Below are 22,356 nucleotides of genomic sequence, written 5' to 3' on the forward strand. Positions count from 1 at the left end.
GAGTCTTATGATGTTTCCCTCCCTAGCAGCCGACCGTAGAATCAGACGAATAATGGCATCGGCATCGCTCTCCGCGCTGCTGGCATTTTCCGCCGCGGGCGCGGCGCAGGCCCAGCCGGCGGCACCTACGCTGGCGCTACCCGATTTCACTTCCGTCGTGGCCAAGACCGAGAAGTCGGTGGTCAACATACGCACTACCGAGGCCGTGCCGGTGCGTCCGCAGGGCATAGGCCCCGACAGCAACGACCCGTACGACATGTTCCGCTGGTTCTTCGGCCCCGACTTCCAGATGCCGGGCATGCCGCAGCAGCGCCGCCACAAGATGCCCACGCCCAAAGAAAAGGAACGCACCGTTCCGCGCGGCGTCGGCTCGGGCTTCTTTATTTCGTCCGACGGCTATATTCTCACCAACAACCACGTGGTCGCCGATTCCAACGGCATCTTCGTCACGCTCACCAACGGCAAGGAATACAAGGCCAAGGTGATCGGCACCGATCCGCGTACCGACATCGCGCTGATCAAGATCGACGCCAAGGACATGCCGCCGCTGACCATCGGCGACTCGAACCAGCTCAAGAAGGGCCAGTGGGTGCTGGCCATAGGCTCGCCCTTCGGGCTGGATTCCACCGTCACGGCCGGCATCGTCAGTGCCATCAACCGCGACACCGGCGACTATCTGCCCTTCATCCAGACCGATGTGGCGGTCAACCCCGGCAATTCCGGCGGGCCGCTGATCAACCTGGCGGGCCAGGTGGTGGGCATCAACTCGCAGATCATCTCGCAGAGCGGGGGCTTCATGGGCATTTCCCTGGCCATCCCCATCGATGAGGTGATGCGCGTGGTCGACCAATTGAAGGCCCACGGCAAGGTGACGCGCGGACGCATCGGTGTGCAGATCGGCCAGGTCAGCGACGACGTCGCCAAGGCCATAGGCCTGAGCAAGGCCGAAGGCGCCATGGTCAGCAACGTGGAACGCGGCAGCCCCGCCGACCAGGCCGGCGTGCAGCCGGGCGACGTCATCACCCGTTTCGGCGGCAAGGACATCGCGCACTGGACCGATCTGCCGCGCATGGTCGGCTCGACCCAGCCTGGCACCCGCGTGGCCATGGAGGTGTGGCGCAAGGGCAAGAGCGTCAATCTGAACGTCAAGGTCGGTGAAATGCCCGCCACGCCCAGCAAGGCCAAGGCGGTTCCGGAAGAGGCCAAGCCGGTACCCACCGATTCCCTGGGCCTGAAGGTCAAGCCCGTGCCGGCCGACATCCGCAGCAAGGATCAGCTCAAGGGCGGCGTGCAGGTTGCCGAAGTCGAAGAGCCCGCGGTCACCGCAGGCCTGAAGACGGGCGACATCATCCTTACCGTCAACAATGTCGACGTCACCGGCACCGAGCAGTTCTCCAAGCTGGTGTCGCAGCTGAAGAACGGCCACACGGCGGCGCTGCTGGTTCTGCGCGGCGATCAGACTCAATGGGTCACCATCGTGCCAGGAAAATGATCCCTGTTGTCGGAAACGGCTAAAATGCTGTAATCAGCCGCAAGGAGCGCAACTCTATGCGCTCCTTTTTTTGCTTCGACACAATCTATGCCCGCGGCCTGCGGGTTTTCCCTTACGGTTTATGGATCATATCCGCAACTTTTCGATCATCGCCCACATAGATCACGGTAAATCCACCCTGGCCGACCGCCTGATCCAACGTTGCGGAGGGCTGGCCGACCGCGAAATGTCCTCGCAAGTGCTCGATTCCATGGAAATCGAGCGCGAGCGGGGCATTACCATCAAGGCCCAGACGGCGGCGCTGCAATACCGCGCGCAAGACGGGCGCACCTACGACCTGAACCTGATCGACACCCCGGGCCACGTCGACTTCTCGTACGAGGTCAGCCGCTCGCTGTCGGCCTGTGAAGGCGCCTTGCTGGTGGTCGATGCCTCGCAAGGGGTCGAGGCGCAGACCGTGGCCAATTGCTATACGGCCATCGAGCTGGGCGTCGAGGTCATCCCGGTACTGAACAAAATGGACTTGCCTTCGGCCGACCCGGACGCCGCGCGCCAGGAGGTCGAGGACGTGATCGGCATCGACGCCTCGGACGCGGTGCTGGCCAGCGCCAAGACCGGCATGGGCATCGACGACATCCTCGAGCAGATCGTGGCGCGTGTGCCGGCCCCCCGGGGCGATGCCGATGCGCCCCTGCAGGCGCTGATCGTCGATTCGTGGTTCGACAATTACGTGGGCGTGGTGATGCTGGTGCGCCTGGTCAACGGCACGCTGCGCCCCAAGGACAAGCTGCTATTGATGGCCACCGGCGCCACCCACCTGTGCGAGCAGATCGGGGTGTTCACGCCCAAGTCCGAGGCACGCAAGGAATTGCGCGCCGGCGAAGTGGGCTTCGTGATCGCGGGCATCAAAGAACTCGAGCATGCCAAGGTCGGCGACACCCTGACCCTGGCGGCGCGGCCCGCCGCGCAGGCGCTGCCTGGCTTCAAAGAAGTCAAGCCGCAGGTCTTCGCCGGCCTGTATCCGGTGGAAAGCAGCGAATACGACCAACTGCGCGATTCGCTCGAAAAGCTCAAGCTCAATGATTCCTCGCTGATGTTCGAGCCCGAGGTGTCACAGGCCCTGGGCTTCGGCTTCCGCTGCGGCTTTCTCGGCCTGCTGCACATGGAAATCGTGCAGGAGCGCCTGGAGCGCGAGTTCGACATGGACATCATCACCACCGCGCCGTCGGTGGTGTACGAGGTGGTGCAGCGCGACGGCACGGAACTGATGATCGAAAGCCCCTCGCGCATGCCCGAGGTGGGGCAGATCGCCGAGATCCGCGAGCCCATCGTCAGTGTCACGCTGTTCATGCCGCAGGAATACGTCGGCCCGGTGATGTCGCTGTGCACCAACAAGCGCGGCGTGCAGATCAATATGGCCTATCACGGCCGCCAGGTGCACCTGACCTACGAGATCCCGCTGGCCGAGATCGTGCTCGACTTCTTCGACAAGCTGAAGTCGGTGTCGCGCGGCTATGCCTCGATGGATTACGAATTCAAGGAATATCGCGCCGCCGACGTGGTGCGGGTCGATCTGCTGATCAACGGCGACCGGGTGGACGCGCTGTCCATGATCGTGCACCGCGCCAACGCCCGCTACCGGGCGCGCGAGGTGGTCTCGAAGATGCGCGGGCTGATCCCGCGGCAGATGTTCGACGTCGCCATCCAGGCGGCCATCGGCGCCGAGGTCATCGCCCGCGAAAACGTCAAGGCGCTGCGCAAGAACGTGCTGGCCAAGTGCTACGGCGGCGACATCACCCGCAAGAAGAAGCTGCTGGAAAAGCAGAAGGCGGGCAAGAAGCGCATGAAGCAGGTCGGCAGCGTGGAGATTCCCCAGGAGGCTTTCCTGGCGATCCTGAAGGTCGAAGACAAATAATGCGGATACTCGATCGCCAAGATGGCGGCGCAGCCGCAGGCCGTGCCGGTCGTACGGGCTGCGGCTGCGCGCCTGGCTCTGTCGACGCGGTCGCCGCCACGCCTGCAAGCCCGTATAAAAAATAACGAGGACGATATGTTTGGTATGAGCTGGGATTTCGCGCTGATTCTTTTCGTGCTGCTGGTCGTCACCGGCCTGGTCTGGTGCCTGGACATATTCGTGCTGCGGGCGCGCCGCCGCGCCGCCGCCGAGCAGGCCGTGGCCAATGCACAGTACAGTGCCGCGGGCATGGACGCGCAGGCCGCCGAGCAGCTGCGCCAGGAAGCGCGCGACAAGGCGCTGCGGCCTTCCTGGTGGGTGGAATACTCGGTCAGCTTCTTCCCGGTGATCTTGTTCGTGTTCGTGCTGCGCTCTTTCGTGGTCGAGCCTTTCCGCATTCCGTCGGGCTCGATGCTGCCCACGCTGGAGGATGGCGACCTGATCCTGGTCAACAAGTTCGAATACGGCATACGCCTGCCCATCATCGACAAGAAGATCATCGACATCGGCTCGCCCAAGCGCGGCGACGTGATGGTGTTCCGCTACCCGGTAGACCCGAGCGTGGACTACATCAAGCGCGTGGTGGGGCTGCCTGGCGACGAGGTCTTCTACCAGAACAAGGTGCTGTCGATCAACGGCAAGGAAGTGGCGCACGTGCGCAACGGCGATTATTTCGAGCCGGATCGCTCGGCCTACGTGGGGCGCTATACCGAACAATTGGGGACGGTCAGCCACAGCATATTGCTGAACAAGCAGGCCCCTCAAGACTTTATGCCGATTTCGGATTATCCTTATCGTAACAATTGCCAATATCTGGTCAACGGAGTGCGCTGCAAGGTGCCGCCGGGCCATTACTTCATGATGGGCGACAACCGCGACAACAGCCTCGACAGCCGGTACTGGGGCTTCGTCCCCGATCGCAACATTGTCGGGCGCGCGTTTTTCATCTGGATGAACTTCGGCAAGCCCAGCCGCATAGGCTTTTTTCACTAACTTTCAGATGACCAGCAGTCTAGCCTCTCTCGAATCGGCCCTGGAATACTCGTTCCAGGACATTGCGCTGCTCGAGCAGGCCGTGACTCACCGCAGCCACAGCGCGCGCCACAACGAGCGCCTGGAATTCCTCGGTGATTCGGTGCTGAATTTCACCGTTGCCGCGCTGCTGTTCAAGCGTTTTGCGCGCATCGACGAGGGCGATCTGTCGCGCCTGCGCGCTGCCCTGGTCAAGCAGGCCTCGCTGGCCGATATCGCCCAGAAGCTCTCGCTGTCGCAGTACCTGCGGCTGGGCGAGGGCGAGCTAAAAAGCGGCGGCTTTCGTCGTCCTTCCATTCTGGCCGACGCGCTCGAAGCGGTTTTCGGCGCGGTGTTCCTCGATTCGGGCTTCGATGCCGCGCATCGGGTAATAGCCAGGCTGTATGCCCCCATACTGGTTCACATAGACCCCAAGACGCTGGGCAAAGACCCCAAGACGCTGCTGCAGGAATTGCTGCAAGGGCGCCGGATCGACCTGCCGGTATATACCGTAGTCGCGACGCATGGTGCGGCGCACAATCAGACCTTCGAGGTCGAATGCGCCATCGCCAAGCTCGATATCAAGGTGACGGCTGGCGGCACCAGCCGCCGCGCCGCCGAGCAGTCGGCCGCCACCCTGGCCATTGCCGCGGTCGAGGCCCTGGGCCCGGGCAAGGGGACGCGGCGCGGCCGCCCCCGCAAGTCGGCGCAGTTATCCCTGCCGGTGGCGGTTTCGCAGGAAAGCGGTACATGAAAGAAGGTGATGTGCGGCCGCCCGCAGGGCGCGCGCCCTCGCAGGTAGAGAGCGCCGCGCAGCGGCACGAAGGCGATTCGTCTTCCGCGGCGTCCGAGAGCGCAGGGTTTCGCTGCGGCTTCGTGGCGATCGTGGGCCGGCCCAATGTCGGCAAGTCGACGCTGGCCAATGCGCTCATCGGCAGCAAGATCTCCATTGTCTCGCGCAAGGCCCAGACCACGCGCCATCGCATCCACGGGGTGCTGACCCGCGACCACGAGCAATTCATCTTCGTCGACACCCCGGGCTTCCAGACCCGTCACGGCGGCGCCATGAACCGCATGATGAACCGCGTGGTGACCCAGGCGCTGGCCGACGTGGACGTCGTGGTGCACGTGGTCGAGGCCGGCAAATGGTCGGCGGGCGATGCTCAGCTGGTGCCGCTGCTGCCCAAGGGGCGCCGTGCCATCCTGGCCGTCAACAAGGTGGACGCGCTGCGCGACAAGAACGAGATGTTCTCGTACGTGGGCAAGATCATGAGCCAGTATCCCTACGATGCGGTGGTGCCGGTCAGCGCGCTGCGCGGGGTGCAGCTGGACAATCTGCTGGGCGAGATCGCCGCCCGGCTGCCCGAAGGCGAGGCCATGTTCGAGGCCGATACGCTTACCGACCGGCCGTTGCGCTTCATCGCCGCCGAGCTGCTGCGCGAAAAAATATTCCGCCTGGTCGGCGACGAGCTGCCCTACGGCTGCACGGTCGTCATCGAGCAATGGGAAGAAACCGACAAGGGCGCAAGAGTCGCCGCCTGCGTGGTGGTGGAACGCGACAGCCACAAGCCCATACTGCTGGGCACGGGCGGCGCGCACATGAAGCGCATCGCCACCGAGGCGCGCCAGGACATCGAGCGCCTGCTCGAGAAGCCGGTGCACCTCGAGGTCTACATCAAGGTGCGCAAGGGCTGGTCCGACCGCGAAGGGGCGCTGCGCGAATTGGGCTATGAGTAGCCGCGGCGCGCGGGTGCACGAGGCCGCGGGCTATTTGCTGCACACGGCGCCCTGGCGCGAGACTTCGCTGATACTGCAGGCGTTCACCCGCGACCATGGCTGCGTGGCCCTGGTGGCCAAGGGCGCCAAGCGGCCGTATTCGGTGCTGCGTCCCGTCTTGTCCATGTTCCAGCCGCTGGATCTGTCCTGGAGCGGCGCCGGCGAGGTCAAGACGCTGACGCGCGCCGAGTGCGCGGGCGTGAGGCCGCTGGCGGGGCGCGCGCACATGTCGGCCTGGTACATGAACGAACTGCTGCTGCGCCTGCTGCCGCGCGAAGATCCGCATCCGGTTCTGTACGGCGCCTATGACACCGCCCTCGACCTGCTGGCCCGGCAGGGTTCGTCGGCGGCCGGGGCGCTGCGCCGCTTCGAATGGATATTGCTGCAGGAGACCGGCTACGGCATCGATGCGCCCGAGCCCGATTTCGAGGACGCGCGCAGCGAGCCGCGCCTGCGCTCCATGCTGCGCGAGCGGCTCGACGAACTGCTGGCCGGCCGGCCCTTGCGCACCCGCAAGGTGCTGATGGAACTGCAGCGCTACTGATGCCGACGATGTCACCGGCCCGAAACCCCGATATGCCGCGCAGCCAGGCGCAGCGAGGCGGTACGCCGCGCGAGGCCGCGCGCCCGGCGGCCATATCCGTGCCGGCCCCGGATACGCCTTCCCCGGACGGGGCGGCCGCAGGCGCCGCGCCGCCGGCGGTGCTGCTGCTCGATACCTGCGTGCTGATTTCCAATGTGCTGCGTCGGCTGCTGCTGCATTTGGCGGCGCAGGGCTGCCTGCGGCCGGCATGGAGCCGTGTCATCGGTGAAGAGTGGCGGCGCAACGCGGCGCGCCTCTGGGATGTGCCGGCTGACGAGGTGGCGGCGCAATGGCAGGCCTTGCAGCGAGACTTCCCGCAGGCCGACCTGGGCGAGGTCGAGGCCTACAAGCAAGGCCTGCGCTACAGTGACCCGAAAGACTGGCACGTGGTCGCCGCGGGCCGCGCCGCGCTGGCCCGCTGGCCAGGGCAGCCTGCCGCCATCCTGACCCGCAATCTGAAGGACTTCGACCGCCGGGAGCTGCGCGGCCTGGGCCTGCAGCTGTACGAGCCCGACCGCTACCTGGAGTTGTGCTGGGCGGCGCATGGCGGGCCGCTGCGCGACGCCCTGGAATCGCTGGCGCAGGAACTGGCGCAGATCGAGGCTGCGCCGCCGCTGCACGAGGTGCTGGGGCGCGAGCGCCTGTACCGCCTGCGCAAGCTGTGGCACGGCCAGGGCGGGCAGGGTGGACAAGGCAGCCACGCCAGGCAGGACGAAATGCGGCCGAAGCCGCCAGGCGCAGCAAGGCCGGGGGAAGCCCAAGCCCAGCAAAAACGCACGAGGAGCCAGTCGTGATGAAGCAGGGCATAGCCTTGGCGATCGCGTCCTCGAGCCTGTTCGCCCTGCTGTACTACTACTCGACGGTGCTGCCGCCGGTCACCGGCACGCAGATCTTCGCCTGGCGCGTGCTGCTGGCCGTGCCTTTCCTGGCCGTGCTGATTTCGCGCGGCCGCGCCTGGGGCGAGGTGGCGCGCTGCGCCCAGCGCGCCCGGGCGCAGTGGCGCTATGGCGGCGCGCTGCTCGTCAGCGCCGCGCTGCTGGGCGTGCAGCTTTGGCTATTTACCTGGGCGCCGCTGCATCGCATGGCCCTGGACGTATCGCTGGGCTATTTCCTGATGCCCCTGGTGATGGTGCTGGTGGGGCGCTGCTTCTACGGCGAGCGCCTCAGCCGCGCCCAGTGGCTGGCGGTGGCCGCCGCCGCCGTGGGCGTGGTGCACGAGGTGCTGCGCCTGGGCACGTTTTCCTGGGCCACCGCGCTGGTGATGTTCGGCTATCCGCCGTATTTCATGTTGCGGCGCAAGATACGCCTGGGATCGCTGGCCGGCCTGTGGTCGGACATGCTGCTGCTGACGCCGGCGGCGCTGTTCGTGATCGCCACGCAGCAGCCGAGCCTGTGGGTGCAACTGGTGGCGGCGCCGCGGCTGCTAGTGCTGATTCCGCTGCTGGGCGTGCTCAGCTCCGTGGCTCTGACCTGTTATCTGTCGGCCAGCCGCATGCTGCCCCTGGCGCTGTTCGGCCTGCTGGGCTATGTGGAGCCGGTACTGCTGTTCTGGGTGGCTTTCCTGCTGCTGGGCGAGCCCGTGGCCGCCAGCGCCTGGCTGACCTACATACCCATCTGGATGGCGGTGCTGCTGCTTGCCGGCGAGGGCGGGCTGCTGTGGCTGAAGGAGGCGCGGCACCGGCCGGCTTGAAGCGGCCAGCATGGCCCCGGCGCCTGGCCGCATAGTGTCTCGAGCATGTGCTGGCACGAAACGAAGAAGCCCGCAATGCGGGCTTCTTCGTTTTGGGATGGGCTTGCAGGCGGGGCCGTATTCGAACCGGGCCGCGCCCGGCCCGGCCCTAGTTGCGGTTGTTGCCGCCCAGCACGCCCAGCAGCATCAGCAGGTTGACGAACACGTTGTACAGGTCGAGGTAAATGGCCAGCGTGGCGCTGACGTAATTGGTTTCGCCGCCGTTGATGACGCGCTGCAGGTCGACCAGCAGGAAGGCCGAGAAGATGACGATGGCCATGACCGAGATGGTCAGCATGAGCGCCGGCAGGTGCAGGAAGATATTGGCCAGCGACGCCACGATGAGCACCACGGCGCCGATGAAGAGGAACTTCTGCAGGTGCGAGAAATCGCGCTTGGTGGTGCTGGCGATGCTGGCCATGGCGCCGAACACCACGGCGGTGCCGCCGAAGGCCAGCATGATGAGCTGGGTGCCGTTGGCCAGGCCCATGACCGCGCCCAGCAGGCGCGAGAGCATGATGCCCATGAAGAAGGTGAAGCCCAGCAGCAGGGCCACGCCCAGCGAACTGTTCTTGTTGCGCTCGATGAGGAACATGAGGCCGAAGGCGCCGATCAGGAAGATGATGGCGCTGGTGCCAGGATTGGCCCCCATGCTTTGGTTGACGCCGGTATACAGCCCAACCAGCGCGCCGAGCACCGTGGGTATGAGTGACAGCGTCAGGAGCCAGTACGTATTGCGCAACACCCGGTTGCGCACGACTTCGCCCGGCGCGGCGCCATAGCCGCTGCGGGAGGGAAGGGGGGCTTGCCGAAAATCGCTCATGGTGAGTCCTTGTGTGGGGGGCTGTGCGCAAGCGGCGAGGTGCCGCCATGTCAACCCCGTAGTCTACAACTTATTACTTTGGCTGCTATGGTCTATAGAATAGCTGACAAATAGCTGAACAATCAAGCGCCGCGACGATGGCTGTGCCTCGGCATCCGAGGCCGGATGGTCGGCAGCCGGCATGAGAGCCAGCAAAAGAACGAAGGGGGGTCGGGAGACGGCCGACAGGCGTCGGCTGCGTGCCGGCGGGCAACCGGCCGCGAGGCGCGCGTGCGCCGTCCCCGCCCTTGAATACTTAGAGGGCGGCGGGCGGGTTTGGTTCCCGATATTTGCTGCAGCGCACTGGCGTCCCGCCGCGCGCGGTCAGGCCCGGCCCGACACGTCGTGGGCGTGCAGATCGTGCCCGGCCGCCTGGTACACGCGCCAGCGGGCGCGCGCCGCCTGCCGGTCGTCGGGGTCGTCGGAGACGATTTCCAGCACGCGTTCGTAGGCCTGGATGCCAGGCGGGCAATCGGCGTCGAGGTTGATGAGCCAGGCCGGCAGGGCGGCGCCGGCCGGTGGCGTGGCCGGTACCTGGTCGGCCAGCCACACCACGGTGGCCGGGGCGAGCGGATCCGTGGCCGCGACATGGGGCAGGAAGGCGGTGGCCTCGAAGCCCCACAGCAGGCGGTCGATGCGTGCCAGCGTGAGCGCGTCGCGGCTGTACACCACCAGGGCGCGCCCGGCCGTGTAGTGCCGCTGCGCCACCGTGCAGGCCATGCGCAGCCGGTCGGGCGCACCGAAGGCGAAATCCACCCGCGCCATGGGCCCTCCTAGGCCTGGCTCAACAGGTACTGGACCAGCAGCGGCACGGGGCGGCCGGTACCGCCTTTTTCTTTGCCGCCGCTGCGCCAGGCGGTGCCGGCGATGTCCAGGTGGGCCCAGGGGTAGGCCGATGTGAAGCGCGACAGGAAGCACGCCGCGGTGACCGAACCGGCCGCGCGGCCGCCGATGTTGGCGAAGTCGGCGAAGTTCGACTGCAGCTGTTCCTGGTAGGCGTCTTCCAGCGGCAGGCGCCAGGCGGTGTCCTGGGCTTGGCGGCCGGCCTGCAGCAGGCTGTCGGCCAGCGCGTCGTCGGTGCTGAACAGGCCCGAATTGACGTGGCCCAGGGCGATGATGCAGGCGCCGGTGAGCGTGGCGATGTCGATGACGGCGGCGGGCTTGTAGCGTTCGGCGTAGGTCAGGGCATCGCACAGCACCAGGCGGCCTTCGGCGTCGGTGTTGAGGATTTCTATGGTCTGGCCCGACATGCTGGTGACGACGTCGCCCGGTTTGTTGGCGCGGCCGCTGGGCAGGTTCTCGCAGGCCGGGATCAGGCCTATGACTTCTTGTTCCAGGCCGATCTCGGCCACGGCGCGCAGGGTGCCGAGCACGCTGGCCGCACCGCACATGTCGTACTTCATCTCATCCATACTGGCCGCGGGCTTGATCGAGATGCCGCCGGCGTCGAAGGTGATGCCCTTGCCCACCAGCACTATCGGCGCCTTGCGCGACTTGCCGGCACCCTTGGCGCCCGGCGGGGTGTGCTTGAGGATGATGAAGGCCGGCGGCTCGTAGGAGCCGCGCGCTACGGAAAGGAACGAACCCATTTTCAGGGATTCGATCTGCTTGCGGTCGAGCACCTCGGCCTTGAGGCTCTTGAATTCGCGGGCCAGCTTGCGGGCCACGCCGCCCAGGTAGGTGGGGGTGCAGACATTGGCGGGCAGGTTGCCCAGTTCGCGCGCCAGGTTTACGCCCTGCGCGATGGCGGCGCCAAGGTGCAGGCCGCGCTGCGCCTCGGCGTTCTGGGCGCGGGTGACCGACAGCGCGAACTTCTTGAGCCGCGGCGCATCGTTGCGCTCGCGTTTGCCGAAGGTGGCGTCGTAGTGGTAGGCGGCCTGGCCGGCGGCCGCGGCGGCGGCCTGGGCGCGCTGCGCCAGGCCGGCCGTGGCGCATTCCGTGGCGGCGAGCGTGGACACGGCTTCGGTGAGGCGGGCCTGCACGCAGTAATTGGCGAAGGCCTGCTCGGCCTTGGCATGCACGGCGGCACTGTATGCCTGCTGTTTGCCCAGGCCGATTAAAATGACGCGTGCGGCGCTGACGCCTTCGAGCTTGCGCAGCACCAGGTGGCTGCCGGGCTTGGCCTGGAATTCGCTTTTCAGTACTTCGCGCAGAGCGCCGTGGCTAGCGCGGTCGATGACGTCGGCGGCGGGGGTCAGCATGCCGTCGGTGTAGGCGCCCACGGCCAGCGCGGCCGTCTTGATCTGGTGCAGTGATGCGGTGGTCAGTGTGCTAAATTCCATGCGCGTTTTCCAAGTAATGCTGCGGGTTGCCTGTAAGATGCTGTTGATTATCTCGCATATTTTCCCATGTCTCTATTCAAGCGTTCCGTAGTCTCCGAGATCATGAGCCATGCCGGCGTGGTGTTTTCCACGCTGCTGATCGTATGGCTCAGTGTACTGCTGGTGCGCTTGCTCGGAGAGGCGGCCAACGGCAATATCGGCGCCGACGTGGTGCTGGGCCTGGCGGCATTTTCCAGCATCACGGCGCTGCCCGTGATCCTGTCGGTGTCGCTGTTCATCGCCGTGCTGACCGCGGTCACCCGCAATTTCCGCGAGTCCGAGATGGTGGTGTGGTTCACCAGCGGCCTGTCGCTCAAGGACTGGGTGCCGCCGGTGTTGCGCTGCGCCGTGCCGGCCGCGATACTCATCGCCATCCTGACCCTGGTCGCCTCGCCCTGGGCCTATCGGCAGATCGCCGAGTACCGCCAGCGCTATGAACAGCGCTCCGACCTGTCCAAGGTCACGGCTGGGCAGTTCATCGAGACCGAGGACGGCAAGCGGGTGTTCTTCGCCGAAGACCCCACCAAGCCGGGCGACCAGCTGGGCAAGGTGATCGCCCGCGTCATCGACCCCGAATGGCTCAGCGTGATCTCGGCCGACAGCGCGCGCGTCGAAACCGAGCCGGACGGCGACCGCTTCCTGATCCTGAGCCAGGGCCACCGCTACGACCTCAAGCCGGGCAAGCCCGATCTGCGGCTGTTCGACTTCAAGCGCTACGGGTTCCGCCTGGAAAGCAAGAACGATTCGGGCTCGCTGAAGGTGGCGCGCGAGATGGCCGAGCGCCAGATCAAGGCGCGGCCCACCGAACAGCTGGTGAGCGATCATACCGACGATGCGCGCTCGCAGCTCATGTGGCGCCTGGCGCTGCCGCTGGCGGCGCTGAACCTGGCGCTGCTGGCGATTCCGCTGGGTGCCGTGAATCCACGCCTAGGGCGCTCGGGCGATGTGCTGATCGCCGGCCTGGTGGCGCTGCTGTACATGAACCTGATCAATCTATGCCGCGGCTGGATAGGCAAGGGCCAGCTCAGCTTCGGCTTGGGGGTCTGGCTGGTGCATGCCCTGTTCACCGCGCTGATGATCTACATGATGTGGCGCAAGCTGCGCATCAAGGCACCGAAGGATCCGGGGCCGGCCGCGGAGCCGGCGGGCTAGGGCCTTTTGGCGTCGACGGGCCTTAGGCCTGCGGGTATTGCAGCCGGTCGGCGCGGCCCTGCAGCAGCGGCGCATTGAGCTGCACCGCGCTCTTCAGGTAATCCCACAACGCCATGACGCGCTTGGAGCGGCGCAGGTCTTCGTGGCAGTACATCCAGAAGCTGCGGGTAATCACCACCTGATCCTGCAGCACCGGCCGCAGGCGGTTGTCCTGGGCTGCCATGAAGCAGGGCAGCACGGCCAGCGCGCCGCCGCGCAAGGCGGCGTGGTACTGGGCGATCACGCTGGTGCTCTTGAATACCACGCGGCTGTTGGGCAGCACGTCCTCCAGGTAGCGCAGCTTGTCGCTGAACACCAGCTCTTCCACGTAGCCTATGAAGATGTGTCCGGCCAGGTCGGCGCGCTCGCGTATGGGGGCGCAGCGTTCGAGGTAGCCGTGGGTGCCGTAGAGCCTGAGTTCATAGTCGGTCAGCCGGGTGCAGATGTAGGGCCCGCGCTGCGGCTGCTCCAGGGCGATGGCCAGATCGGCCTCGCGCTTGGACAGGCTGATGAAACGCGGCACCGGCAGGATGTCCAGGGTCAGGCCCGGATAGCGCCCCAGGAAGTCGGTCATGAGCGGCGTCAGCACGTAGTTGCCGAAGCCTTCGGTGCAGCCCACACGCAGGTGTCCGGACAGTGTCTGGCCGATGCCGGAAAGCTCTTCGCGGGCCGACAGCAGGGCGCCCTCCATTTGCTCGGCATAGGCGAACAGGCGCTGCCCGTCTTCGGTGAGGGTGAAGCCGCTGCTCTTGGACTTGTCGAACAGCACGGTGTCCAGGCTCTGTTCCAGCGCCTGCACGCGGCGCGAGACCGTGCTGTGCTGCACGCCCAGCCGCAATGCGGCGGCGCTGACGCGCTGGGTGCGCGCCACTTCCAGGAAATAGCGTAGGCCGTCCCAATCCAGCATAGGTCTCCGATGCCGGCCGCGGGCCGGCGCCATGGCGCCCGCAGTGCCCGGATCGGCGGGGCCGTCCGGGGGCGTCGCGGGGGCGCGTTGCTTGTGCAAATATTAGCAAGGAATGTGCAAATATTTGCATGGTCATAAGTTTTTTAGACAACTACACTGCGGCTGTGTCCTGTCCGGCGAACCTGTGGATCGCCCGGGCGGGGCGCCAGGCCGGCCAGTGGCGAGCCGTTGCGGCATAACGGCTGCCTTCCCGGGGCGGCGTCCGGTATGTACTGCCAAGACCTATAACGCTACAACGGAGACTACCCATGAAGAAATTTTCCCTGTCATTGACGGCGGCGCTGTGCCTGGGCCTTGCGGCCGGCGCGCAGGCCGAGACCATTCCACCCGTCAAGATCGGCGTGCTCACGGACATGTCCGGGCCCTATGCCTCTATGGGCGGAGCGGGCTCGGTGGCGGCGGCCAGGATGGCCATAGACGACTGCCTGAAGGCCGAGTGCAAGGGCATGCACGTCGAGCTGGTGTCGGCCGACAATCAGAACAAGGCCGACGTGGGCGCGGCCAAGGCGCGCGAATGGATAGACCGCGACGGCGTCACGGCGCTGGCCGACCTGACCAATTCGGCGGTGGCGCTGGCGGTGCAGGCAGTGGCCAGGGAAAAGAACGTGGTGGCGATGTTCTCGGGCCCGGCCACCACCGACTTGACCAACAAGAGTTGCTCGCCGGTGGGGTTCCACTGGATGTTCGATACTTATTCGCAGTCGGTAGGGGGCGTCAAGGCGACCGTGCGCAAGGGCGGCAAGTCTTGGTACTTCCTCACGGTCGATTATGCCTTCGGCCACTCGATGGAAAAGGGCGCGGCCGAGATGGTCAAGCAGCTGGGCGGCACCGTAGTGGGTTCGGTGCTGCATCCGCTGAACACGGCCGACTTCGCCTCTTACCTGCTGCAGGCGCAAAGCTCGAAGGCGCAGGTGGTGGCCCTGGCCAACGGCGGCCAGGACACGGTCAATGCGATCAAGCAGGCACGCCAGTTCGGCATCGTCAAGGGGGGCCAGCGCCTGGTGGCGCTGCTGGTGTTCCTGTCCGACTTGCGCGCGCTGGGCCTGGCCAATGCCCAGGGCCTTACCTATGTGGATGGCTTCTACTGGGACTTCGACGCTGCGTCGCGCAAGTGGTCGGCGCGCTTCGCCCAGGCCTACAAGGGCCTGAAGCCCACCATGACCCAGGCGGGTGTATATTCAAGTGTGCTGCACTACCTGAAGGCCGTGGCGGCGTCGGGCTCGACCAAGGGCGACGTGGTCGCCGCCGAGATGCGCAAGCTTCCGATCAAAGATCCGATCATGCACCACGCCTCGATACGGCCCGACGGGCGTGTCATACACGACATGTACCTGTACGAGGTCAAGGCGCCGGCCGAATCGAAGAGCGATTGGGACTATTCCAAGCTGGTGGCGACCATTCCCGCCAAGGATGCGTTCCAACCGCTGTCGCAATCGACTTGCCCGCTGGTGAAGAAGAGCTGATCCCACAGCGCGTGGGGTGCAGCCTGGGCGCCCCGCCCTGGGGCCCCCGCCGCCAACTACTAGATGAGCGCGTCGCCGATGCGCGAAGGAGACCCTGATGAGTGCCGTACCCCGTGTCCCTCTGTTGATCGGAGGCAAGCTGGTTCAATCCAAGACCAGCGAATGGCGTGACGTGGTCAATCCCGCCACGCAGGAAGTCGTGGCGCAGGTGCCGTTCGCCACCCGCGAAGAGCTCGACCTGGCCGTGGCCGATTCCAAGCGCGCGTTCCAGGCCTGGCGCAATACCAGCCAGAGCGCGCGGGTGCGGGTCATGCTGAACCTGCAGAAGCTGGTGCGCGACAATACCGCCAGGCTGGCCGAGCTGATCACGCAAGAGCACGGCAAAACGCTGCCGGATGCCGAAGGCGAGGTGGGCCGCGGGCTGGAAGTCATCGAACATGCGTGCTCGATGGCTACGCTGCAGCTGGGCGAGTATGCCGAGAATGCCGCCACGGGCATAGATGTATATACTTTGATACAACCGCTGGGCGTGTGCGCGGGCATCACCGCCTTCAATTTCCCCATCATGTTGCCGAGCTTCATGTTCCCGGTTGCGGTCACGGCGGGCAATACTTTCATCCTCAAGCCGTCCGAGCAGGATCCGAGCTCTTCGCTGCTGCTGGCGCAGCTGGCGCTGGAGGCCGGACTGCCGCCCGGAGTGCTGAACGTGGTGCATGGCGGCCCCGACATGGCCAACGCCATCTGCGACCATCCCGACATCAAGGCGCTGTCGTTCATCGGCTCGACGCACGTGGGTACACATATCTACCGCCGCGCCTCCGAGGCCGGCAAGCGCTGCCAGGCGATGATGGGTGCCAAGAACCACAGCATCGTGATGCCGGATGCCGACCGCGAGGCGGCGCTGAATCAGTTGCTGGGGGCGTCGTTCGGCGCGGCCGGGCAACGCTGCATGGCAATTTCGGTGGCGGTGCTGGTGGGCGAGGCGCGCGACTGGCTGCCCGACTTCGTCGAGCGGGCGCGCAAGCTCAAGGTCAGCGCGGGCGTCGATCGCGGCGCCGACCTGGGGCCGCTGGTCTCGCCCAATGCGCGCAAGCGGGTCGAGGCGCTGATCGAGCAGGGCACGAAGGAAGGCGCGGAACTGGTACTGGACGGGCGCGGTATCGAGGTCGCCGGCTATGCCCAGGGGAATTTCGTGGGGCCGACGGTGTTCAATAATGTGACCGCCGATATGGCGATCTACAAGGAAGAGGTGTTCGGGCCGGTGCTGTGCGTGGTGGGGGTGGACACGCTGGAAGAGGCGGTGGAATTCATCAACCGCAATCCGAACGGCAATGGGGTGTCGATCTTCACGCAAGACGGCGGCGCGGCGCGCTACTTCCAGAACAATATCGACGTGGGCCAGGTCGGCATCAATCTGCCGATTCCGGTGCCAGTGGCATGGTTCAGCTTCACGGGCTCGCGCGCGTCGAAGCTGGGCGACCTGGGGCCCAACGGCAAGCAGGCGGTGCTGTTCTGGACGCAGACCAAGACGGTGACGGCACGCTGGGCGGCGCATCACAAAGAGGTGAATACTACGATCTCGATGAAGTAAACATATTACTAAAAATAATTAATATTTATTCTTATATAACATATAATGGCCCTTCCTAAAGGGCCATTTTTATGAACTTACAGCAATTCCGCTTCGTCCGTGAAACCATACGGCGCAATTTCAACTTGACGGAAGCGGCGCGCACGCTGTTCACTTCGCAGCCGGGCGTCTCGAAGGCGATTATCGAGTTCGAGGACGAGCTCGGCATCAAGATCTTCGAGCGGCACGGCAAGCGCATCAAGGGCCTGACCAAGCCGGGAGCGGTGGTGTCGCACGTGATCGACCGCATCATGCGCGAGGTCGACAATCTGAAGAAGGTCAGCGACGAGTTCGCGCGGCGCGACGAGGGCGGGCTGGTAATCGGCTGCACGCATGCGCAGGCACGCTATATTCTGCCGCGGGTGATTCCAGCCTTCCGCGAAAAATTCCCCAAGGTGCGCCTGTCGCTGGCTGAGGGCAATCCGCCGCATCTGGCGCAGATGCTGCTGCACGAGCAGGCCGACGTGGCGATCGCAACCGAGACGCTGAATGTGACGCCCGGGCTGGCGGCGCTGCCGGTGTATTCCTGGGAACATGTGATTGTGGTGCGCCCGGATCATCCGCTGGCCGAACTGACGTCCAGCGCGGCCAAGAAGCTGACGCTGGAACAGCTGGGGCGCTATCCGATCGTGACGTACGACCACGCGTTTTCGGGGCGCTGCACGATCGACGAGATGTTCGCGGCGAAGGGGGTGACGCCGGATATCGTGCTGGAGGCGATCGACGCGGATGTGATCAAGACGTATGTGGGCGTAGGGATGGGGATAGGAATCATCGCCGGGATGGCGTTCGACCCGCGCCGCGACAAGGGGCTGGTGGGGCTGCCGGCGGGGCATTTGTTCGGCACGCATGTGACGAATGTGGCGGTGAAGGCGGGGGTGTTCCTGCGGGATTATGTGTATGTGCTGCTGGAGATGCTGGCGCCGAATCTGACCCGGGATGTGGTGCAGGAGGCGGTGGATAATGCGGTGCGGAAGGAGTGAGGGTTTGCCTTTACCGCCCTGGCGGGCGGTGTGTGGTTTTGCGTTGCGGCCCGTTCTTGGACGGGCCGTAGTTTTTTGGCTGGGATTTTGTTTGGTCGGTTTAGTCGTCGTAGTGTGTAGTTTGGGGTTTCGGTACGTCGGGGCGCCGGGTTCTTCAGACGCGGCCTAGAACGGGGTGTCTCCCTCCGGTTCGATACCCTACTCACCTCCGGGAGGCACCCCGTTCTCTCCGCTGGTTTTGTAGACGGGTGCAGGACTGATGCTTTGGTGCGTCGGGGGCCGGGTTCTTTCGGTGCGGCCTGGATTTGGGGCCCCCTCTGGCTTGCCCGTCGGGATGATCGAAAAGCACTTGTCACTGTGCCGCCATGGCTTGGCACCCGCCCTGCATAAAGGGTTCAGGAGTAACCCTTGCCGTTCCACCTGAAGGTCTTGCTGGCATTGTCATAGCGAAGGTCGTGCATCCCGTTATGCACGGTCGGCAGAACGATGGCTTTCTCAAAGAAATAGGCGAGTTCGATAGCCTTGGGCGCATAGCCTTGCGGCGTTGCCAAGATCGCATAGCCCGCGCATCCGCCCGAACCGCAATAGCCGAAGCCGGAATCGTTCAGTGAAACCAGCAGGTCGGGCCGTCCGTCTCCGTTGAGATCGGCATGGCCCACGGTGAAACGGATGTGCTGGCCCGTCTTTTCGTAATCCGTCCATTCCTTGCCGAAGGAGCGGCCAAGGACGCCGCGAACCACTGCAGTCTCGGCAGCGGTCGGCTGGCCGCCGACTGCCGCTGTCTGTGGGTAATGCGGCGGGGCTGCTTGCGTCGCCGTTCCAAAAGCCAGTCCGACGGCGGCCGCCGCCAATGTTGAAATCTGCAGCATTTTCGCCCTCCGCTCTTGCCGATAGTTTCTGCCGCTGCTCATTGACCGTCGTCGGGGACGAAAATATTGCCGCAAGCCGCGCATATCCACTGCTTTTCCCAACGCGCGCGCCTCGCGGTATTTCGGGCTGCGGATAAGGCGATACAGCCAATAGGCCGGTAGACTCATGAGCAGCAACAGCCAGTTCTGGGGTGGAAGCGTGCCGGGAATCAGCAGGATTCCGTAGATGCCGCCGAGCAGAACCAGCAGCACCAAGGGTGCGGCTATCCAGTTGTTGGGTGGCGCAGCCCTTTGGGCAAAGCGGGTTCTGGTCGTGCTGGTCGATGACGTCTGGATATTATGTTGGGCGACGCCGAAACCTCCCTGCGTCGAAGACCCCATGCTCTGGCCCGTCGCCGTGCCGCTTGTTGTGGTCGTAGTCGTGCCTTGTTCATAGGCCATTGAGCAAAGCTGGACATTCCCCGACTGGCATTTCGGACATTGCATTTTTTCGGCTCCCCAACGTTTCCCCAAAATCCCCCTATGGCTAGATTAACCTGAATCAACCGTTTCGTACACGTCCAAACATAACGTCCAAACATAGCGCGGCGGCCATTGACGCGCGATCAGTCGGCCCGGCGAGTAGCGTCATGCCATGAAAATAACGTCCACTGCGACAGCAGAAGGCACCGCCGCGGTCGCCAACCGATATGTTCGGGAGATGCAGCCGCGGTCGTGGGGGATCGAGGCGCGGGTGTGGGCCAGAAGTTCCTGCTGGCCGAGGGCTCGACCCGGCTATGGCGCGAAACCTCGTTCCCCGTGTCCAGCCCATCATCGCCTATCCGGCGGCTAATTCCTGAATGGGGCGGCCAGTTATCACGAAATGTTTAATATTCGATGAGGTTTTCGTAATGGCCGCGGCGGTACATTATGGGCATCGGGATCGCTGGTTTCTATAGGTCGCTGGCTACGACCTGTGCACTGGGCGCGATCCATCGTTTCGACGGAGGATGTCATGGCGACACGCAGGCAATTTGTATTGGCGGGTGCAGGGGCCGCGGTGGCGGCGGGGGCAGCGGTGCTGTTTCCGGGGCTGGTGCCGGGGGCGGCGCGGGCTGCGGACGGGGCGCCGGCCCAGCGCTTTCCGTTTACTTTGACCGATGCGCAGTGGCGTGCGCGGCTGACGCCGGCGCAGTACAAGATATTGCGCCAGGAAGGCACCGAGCCGCCTTATTCCAGTCCTTTGAATGATGAGCATCGCGCCGGTATTTTTTCGTGCGCGGGCTGCGGCAATCGCTTGTATTCGTCGCGCACCAAGTTCGAAAGCCATACGGGCTGGCCCAGCTTCTGGAAGCCGCTGGATGGTGCGATCGGTACGCACGAGGATAGGACGTTCGGGATGCTGCGCACAGAGGTGCATTGCGCGCGCTGCGGCGGGCATTTGGGGCATGTGTTCGACGATGGCCCGAAGCCGACGGGGCTGCGCTATTGCATGGATGGGTTGGCGCTGAGTTTCAAGCCGGGAGCTGCGTAAAGCCATGCTGATTCTGTTGCTTGCCTATCTGGGCGGTGTGTTGACCATACTCAGCCCCTGCATCTTGCCGGTGCTGCCTTTTGTGTTCACGCGCAGCGGCCAGCGTTTTTCGCGCAGCGGCCTGCCGCTGCTGGTCGGCATGGCGCTGACTTTCGCGCTGGTGGCGACGCTGGCCGCGGTGGGCGGGTCGTGGGTGGTGTCGGCCAATCAGTACGGGCGCTGGCTGGCGCTGGCCTTGCTGGCTTTGTTCGGCCTGGCACTGCTGTTGCCGCGCCTGGCGGATCGCCTGGCGCATCCGCTGGTGCGGGCCGGAGACCGCTTGTCGCGGCCGGGGCAGGGCGGGGGCGAGCCGAGTGTGTGGGCCTCGCTGCTGCTGGGGGTAGCTACGGGCTTGCTGTGGGCGCCGTGCGCGGGGCCGATTCTGGGGCTGGTGCTGACGGGGGCGGCGCTGCAGGGGGCGAACCTGGGGTCGACCGCTTTGCTGCTGGCTTATGCGCTGGGAGCAGCGACGTCGCTGGCGGTGGCTTTGCTGCTGGGCGGACGGGTGCTGGCGGCACTGAAGCGTTTTCTGGGCGCCGGAGAATGGTTGCGGCGGATACTGGGCGGCGCCGTGCTGGCGGGGGTGCTGGCGATTGCGCTGGGCCTGGATACCGGCGTGCTGGCGCAGGTGTCCCTGGCATCTACCAATGGGCTGGAGCAGTCGCTGGTGACCCGTCTGGCGGACGGGCATGGCGTGCGTCGGGCGGGCGGCCAAGTGGGCGCTCAAGCAGCGGGCCAGGCTGGAGGCCAGGCAGGCGATCCGGTGGGCAGCCAGGCTGGCCAAAGCGGCCAAGAAGGCGGCCAAGGCGGTGCGGCGCCCGCCATGCAGATGGCGATGCAAGGTGGCGCCGCGATGCGTGCCGCGGCACCGGCGCCCGCTTTGACGCTGCCGGTCGAGGGCATGATGCCGTCGCTGGACGGGGCGGTGCAGTGGCTGAATTCGCCGCCGCTGACCGCGCAGGGCCTGCGCGGCAAGGTGGTGCTGATCGATTTCTGGACGTATTCATGCATCAATTGCCTGCGCAGCCTGCCTTATATCAAGGCCTGGGCGGATCGCTATCGCGACCAGGGGCTGGTGGTAATAGGCGTGCATGCGCCGGAATTCGCCTTCGAGCGCGATATCGGCAATGTGCAGCGGGCGGTGCGCAAGCTGGGGGTCGATTACCCAGTGGCGATCGACAACAATTACGCGATCTGGCGCGCCTTCAACAACGAGTACTGGCCCGCGCATTATTTCATCGATGCGCAGGGGCGTATCCGCTATCACCATTTCGGCGAGGGCGATTACGCCAAGTCGGAACAGGTGATCCAGCAGCTGCTGCGCGAGGCCGGGGCGCAGGCTGTGCCGTCGGGCACGAGCCAGGTACGCGGCCAGGGCATCGAGCAGGCCGCGGACATGAACGACGTCAAGTCGCCGGAGACCTATCTGGGCTACGAACGGGCGCGCGGCTTTGCCTCGGGGCCGGCCGAGCATGACGTGGCGGCCTCGTACGATACGCCGCAGTTGCTGGGGCTGAATCGCTGGGGGCTGCAGGGCAAGTGGAATATAGGCGGCGAGCGCGCGACGCTGGTAGGCGGCACCGGCCGCATCGTGTACCGCTTTCATGCACGCGACCTGCACCTGGTGCTGGGGCCGGGCAGCGATGGCAAGCCGGTGCGCTTCAAGGTAATGCTGGACGGCCATGCGCCGGGCGCCGCGCACGGGGTCGATGTGGCGGCGGACGGCACGGGTGTGGTGACGGAGCAGCGCCTGTACCAGTTGCTGCGCCAGCCGGGCGAGGTGGCCAACCATACTTTCACCATCGAGTTTCTCGATCCGGGTGTATCGGCGTATGCCTTCACCTTCGGTTGAATCGTCGGCGGGCAGGCTGGTTGAGAGAAGTATGTTAGTGGGGGAGCGGGCAGGCTGGTTGAGGGAAGTATGTTAGCGGGGAGCGGGCCGGCGCTTGTTGCGGCCCGCACTGAAGAGTCTG

Annotated in this window: 19 protein-coding genes; 14 read left to right on the forward strand and 5 right to left on the reverse strand. The window is 65.2% G+C overall.

The annotated features are described in order from the left end of the window. Positions 1-10 precede the first annotated feature (10 nt). The 8 genes from CEY11_RS24320 to rarD all read left to right on the forward strand — a co-directional run bounded on the left by CEY11_RS24320 (position 11) and on the right by rarD (position 8,506). A complete protein-coding gene (locus CEY11_RS24320; RefSeq protein WP_088606052.1) occupies positions 11-1,492 on the forward strand; it encodes a DegQ family serine endoprotease in 1,482 nt (493 codons plus the stop codon). Between the two features lie 121 nt (positions 1,493-1,613). Beyond that, entirely contained in the window at positions 1,614-3,407 is a 1,794-nt protein-coding gene (lepA, locus tag CEY11_RS24325) for a translation elongation factor 4 (protein WP_088606018.1), read from the forward strand. A 144-nt stretch (positions 3,408-3,551) separates the two neighbouring features. Beyond that, a complete protein-coding gene (gene lepB / locus CEY11_RS24330; protein WP_088606053.1) occupies positions 3,552-4,439 on the forward strand; it encodes a signal peptidase I in 888 nt (295 codons plus the stop codon). Between the two features lie 7 nt (positions 4,440-4,446). Beyond that, a complete protein-coding gene (rnc, locus tag CEY11_RS24335) occupies positions 4,447-5,211 on the forward strand; it encodes a ribonuclease III (RefSeq protein WP_088606019.1) in 765 nt (254 codons plus the stop codon). After that, entirely contained in the window at positions 5,208-6,194 is a 987-nt protein-coding gene (gene era, locus CEY11_RS24340; RefSeq protein WP_088606020.1) for a GTPase Era, read from the forward strand. The genes rnc and era overlap by 4 nt, the downstream gene beginning before the upstream one ends. Beyond that, entirely contained in the window at positions 6,187-6,777 is a 591-nt protein-coding gene (recO, locus tag CEY11_RS24345; protein WP_088606021.1) for a DNA repair protein RecO, read from the forward strand. The genes era and recO overlap by 8 nt, the downstream gene beginning before the upstream one ends. An 8-nt stretch (positions 6,778-6,785) precedes the next feature. Next, positions 6,786-7,610, forward strand: coding sequence for a PIN domain-containing protein (locus CEY11_RS24350; RefSeq protein ID WP_233155060.1), 825 nt, complete (start codon positions 6,786-6,788; stop codon positions 7,608-7,610). Then, entirely contained in the window at positions 7,610-8,506 is an 897-nt protein-coding gene (rarD, locus tag CEY11_RS24355) for an EamA family transporter RarD (RefSeq protein WP_088606023.1), read from the forward strand. Before CEY11_RS24350 ends, rarD begins: the two co-directional genes overlap by 1 nt. Positions 8,507-8,654: 148 nt before the next feature. On the opposite strand, the gene CEY11_RS24360 is transcribed toward rarD, so the two are convergent. The 3 genes from CEY11_RS24360 to CEY11_RS24370 all read right to left on the reverse strand — a co-directional run bounded on the left by CEY11_RS24360 (position 8,655) and on the right by CEY11_RS24370 (position 11,689). Further along, positions 8,655-9,368 (reverse strand): Bax inhibitor-1/YccA family protein, encoded by a 714-nt coding sequence (locus CEY11_RS24360; RefSeq protein ID WP_088606024.1) that lies wholly within the window; start codon positions 9,366-9,368, stop codon positions 8,655-8,657. A 363-nt stretch (positions 9,369-9,731) separates the two neighbouring features. After that, positions 9,732-10,172: a DNA polymerase III subunit chi gene (locus CEY11_RS24365; RefSeq protein ID WP_088606025.1), complete on the reverse strand. Its 441-nt coding sequence runs from the start codon at positions 10,170-10,172 to the stop codon at positions 9,732-9,734. 8 nt (positions 10,173-10,180) lie between these two features. Then, positions 10,181-11,689 (reverse strand): leucyl aminopeptidase, encoded by a 1,509-nt coding sequence (locus tag CEY11_RS24370; RefSeq protein WP_088606026.1) that lies wholly within the window; start codon positions 11,687-11,689, stop codon positions 10,181-10,183. Between the two features lie 66 nt (positions 11,690-11,755). On the opposite strand from CEY11_RS24370, the gene lptF reads away from it, so the two are divergent. After that, the gene (gene lptF, locus CEY11_RS24375) at positions 11,756-12,880 is read left to right on the forward strand and encodes an LPS export ABC transporter permease LptF (protein WP_088606027.1); all 1,125 of its coding nucleotides are present in this window, start codon (positions 11,756-11,758) and stop codon (positions 12,878-12,880) included. 22 nt (positions 12,881-12,902) lie between these two features. Here lptF and CEY11_RS24380 read toward each other — a convergent pair whose 3' ends face one another. Beyond that, entirely contained in the window at positions 12,903-13,826 is a 924-nt protein-coding gene (locus CEY11_RS24380) for a LysR family transcriptional regulator (RefSeq protein WP_088606028.1), read from the reverse strand. Between the two features lie 308 nt (positions 13,827-14,134). Here CEY11_RS24380 and CEY11_RS24385 point away from each other — a divergent pair, with 308 nt between their 5' ends. The 3 genes from CEY11_RS24385 to CEY11_RS24395 all read left to right on the forward strand — a co-directional run bounded on the left by CEY11_RS24385 (position 14,135) and on the right by CEY11_RS24395 (position 17,962). Continuing rightward, positions 14,135-15,349, forward strand: a complete 1,215-nt coding sequence (locus tag CEY11_RS24385) for an ABC transporter substrate-binding protein (protein WP_088606029.1) — start codon at positions 14,135-14,137, stop codon at positions 15,347-15,349. 97 nt (positions 15,350-15,446) lie between these two features. Next, the gene (locus CEY11_RS24390; RefSeq protein ID WP_088606030.1) at positions 15,447-16,940 is read left to right on the forward strand and encodes a CoA-acylating methylmalonate-semialdehyde dehydrogenase; all 1,494 of its coding nucleotides are present in this window, start codon (positions 15,447-15,449) and stop codon (positions 16,938-16,940) included. 71 nt (positions 16,941-17,011) lie between these two features. Continuing rightward, the gene (locus CEY11_RS24395) at positions 17,012-17,962 is read left to right on the forward strand and encodes a CysB family HTH-type transcriptional regulator (RefSeq protein WP_088606031.1); all 951 of its coding nucleotides are present in this window, start codon (positions 17,012-17,014) and stop codon (positions 17,960-17,962) included. Positions 17,963-18,357: 395 nt separating this feature from the next. Here CEY11_RS24395 and CEY11_RS24400 read toward each other — a convergent pair whose 3' ends face one another. Then, the gene (locus CEY11_RS24400) at positions 18,358-19,272 is read right to left on the reverse strand and encodes a hypothetical protein (RefSeq protein ID WP_143323042.1); all 915 of its coding nucleotides are present in this window, start codon (positions 19,270-19,272) and stop codon (positions 18,358-18,360) included. A gap of 553 nt (positions 19,273-19,825) precedes the next feature. Here CEY11_RS24400 and msrB point away from each other — a divergent pair. Together msrB and CEY11_RS24410 are read left to right on the forward strand one after the other, a co-directional pair. After that, positions 19,826-20,344, forward strand: coding sequence for a peptide-methionine (R)-S-oxide reductase MsrB (msrB, locus tag CEY11_RS24405; protein WP_088606033.1), 519 nt, complete (start codon positions 19,826-19,828; stop codon positions 20,342-20,344). A 4-nt stretch (positions 20,345-20,348) separates the two neighbouring features. Beyond that, positions 20,349-22,235, forward strand: a complete 1,887-nt coding sequence (locus tag CEY11_RS24410; protein ID WP_088606034.1) for a cytochrome c biogenesis protein DipZ — start codon at positions 20,349-20,351, stop codon at positions 22,233-22,235. Positions 22,236-22,356 lie beyond the last annotated feature (121 nt).

It is taken from the genome of Candidimonas nitroreducens (assembly GCF_002209565.1).
In the GTDB taxonomy this organism is placed as follows: domain Bacteria; phylum Pseudomonadota; class Gammaproteobacteria; order Burkholderiales; family Burkholderiaceae_B; genus Candidimonas; species Candidimonas nitroreducens.